The 1,695-nt window shown below is 56.6% G+C and carries 3 protein-coding genes; 2 read left to right on the forward strand and 1 reads right to left on the reverse strand.

Features of this window, described 5'->3' with window-relative positions; genetic code table 11:
• Positions 1-709, forward strand: a 709-nt coding sequence (locus RTY00_RS24490; protein ID WP_312666707.1) for an alcohol dehydrogenase, incomplete at its 5' end; no start/stop codon positions are given.
• 39 nt (positions 710-748) lie between these two features.
• On the opposite strand, the gene RTY00_RS24495 is transcribed toward RTY00_RS24490, so the two are convergent.
• A complete protein-coding gene (locus RTY00_RS24495) occupies positions 749-1,438 on the reverse strand; it encodes a CTP synthase (RefSeq protein ID WP_312666708.1) in 690 nt (229 codons plus the stop codon).
• On the opposite strand from RTY00_RS24495, the gene RTY00_RS24500 reads away from it, so the two are divergent.
• Positions 1,437-1,695, forward strand: a 259-nt coding sequence (locus RTY00_RS24500; RefSeq protein WP_312666709.1) for a hypothetical protein, incomplete at its 3' end; no start/stop codon positions are given. The two genes, RTY00_RS24495 and RTY00_RS24500, sit on opposite strands and share 2 nt — an antisense overlap.

A 1,695-nucleotide genomic window follows, 5' to 3' on the forward strand; every position in this document is an offset into this window, starting at 1 on the left:
TAGCCATTTGCTTGGCCAGCGCGTGCTGCCGCTGCGCGGCGTCGGCACCTGGCAACGTTATGTCGATTGCGATCCGCTGATTGCGGTGCCGGTTCCGCCCGATATCAGCACCACGCTGGCGGCACGCGCCTATATCAATCCACTGGCGGCGTTGCTGATGCTCAAACAGTGGTCGCCAGCCGGTAAGCGCGTGTTGATCACGGCTGGCGGTTCCGCTTGTGCCCTGTTACTGGCGCAGTGGGCGCGACAGATGGGCACGAGCAGCATCACTGCGATTCATCGTGCGCCGCAGCATGGCGCACGCTTGCAGCAATTGGGCATCGCTGCGCTGGCTGAAACGCAGCGGGCCGAGATTGCTGCTGCCGCGCAGCAGTGTGATCTGGTTTTTGATGCCGTGGGCGGCGAAATCGGCCAGTTGATTTGGCAATCATTATCTCCCGACGCTGAATTCATTGCTTATGGCGTGCTGAGCGGCAAGCCGGTGCGAGTTAATGCGCCACGTCCGGCGCTGCACTGGTTCCACGTCCGGCAAACGCTGGAGGATTTAGCGCATCAGGATTGGCAATCGTTGTTCAGTGAGCTCTGGCCGCTGTTGCGTGCCAGTGAGTGTGGCGAAGTGGAGATTTTCCCGCTGGCGCACTGGCGTGAGGCTATTCAGTCCTATCACCAATCGGGACGAGAGCGTAAGCCGTTGTTGCAGATCAGTTGATAGAGGTCGCCATGAATGGCGACCCTACGAGATGCGTGTTTAACCTGCGGCGGCTTGCAGCCACGCGACTACCAGCGGCGAAAGCCGGTTTTGTAACGCTGCACGTTCGGACTGGAACAAGGTGGCAACAAAGAACGGGTGATCGGTCAATTCAATGCCGCGCACGTCGCCGTCCAAATCCCAGGAAGTGATCTGCAGATTCTGCGTCGCCAGCGCTGCGCTGAACTCTGCGTTAACGCCAAAGTTGCAGTGGTAACCCTCATCGCTCTGCAATGCGCCGTAAGCCTTTGCAATACGTGAACCCGGCTGGAAGGTGACGCTTCCGCGCTGTTCCACCAGTGAACACGCCAGCGGCGCAATCACCCAGCGACCGCTGGCATCGGTTTCCGCATGCGCCGCATCTTCCCAGCCCAGCACATTGCGCGCGTACTCCACGATGGCGTACTGGAATCCGCCACACGAACCCAAAAATGGCTTACCGCATTCCCGCGCCCAGCGAATAGCAGCAAACACGCCCACGTCATTGCGATAAGGACTTCCCGGCACCAGCCAAATCGCCTGGTAATCATTGAGGTTGTGCTGGTCGAGCTCGGGAGTGGCAATCCAGTCGGCGCTAACGTTAAGGGAAAGGGTTTTTGCAGCGAGTTGTACGGCGGGAGGGATGGCTTGATGCGCAACGGCATCAGCACGGTAATCGCCAATCAGGGCAACACGAATCGACTTCATCATGACTACGTCCTTTCAGGGAAAAAAGGAGGTTACAGCAAAGTTAACGCGCTGTCTAAACGCCTTAAATGCCGATTTTTGCGTCTTTCATTTCCACGCATTGCACTTATGGCGACCTATTTATCTGGCAAATAATGTATCGAATCGCGCTAAAATTCGTCAGATGTCAGCTGCGCAAACGTTTTCTTCTTTTACCGCGCTAATTAATTCACGGTTTTGTGCGCAGGATCAACTAATTAGCGATCTGGAATCTTTTGACT

It is taken from the genome of Pantoea sp. CTOTU49201 (assembly GCF_032054795.1).
In the GTDB taxonomy this organism is placed as follows: domain Bacteria; phylum Pseudomonadota; class Gammaproteobacteria; order Enterobacterales; family Enterobacteriaceae; genus Pantoea; species Pantoea symbiotica.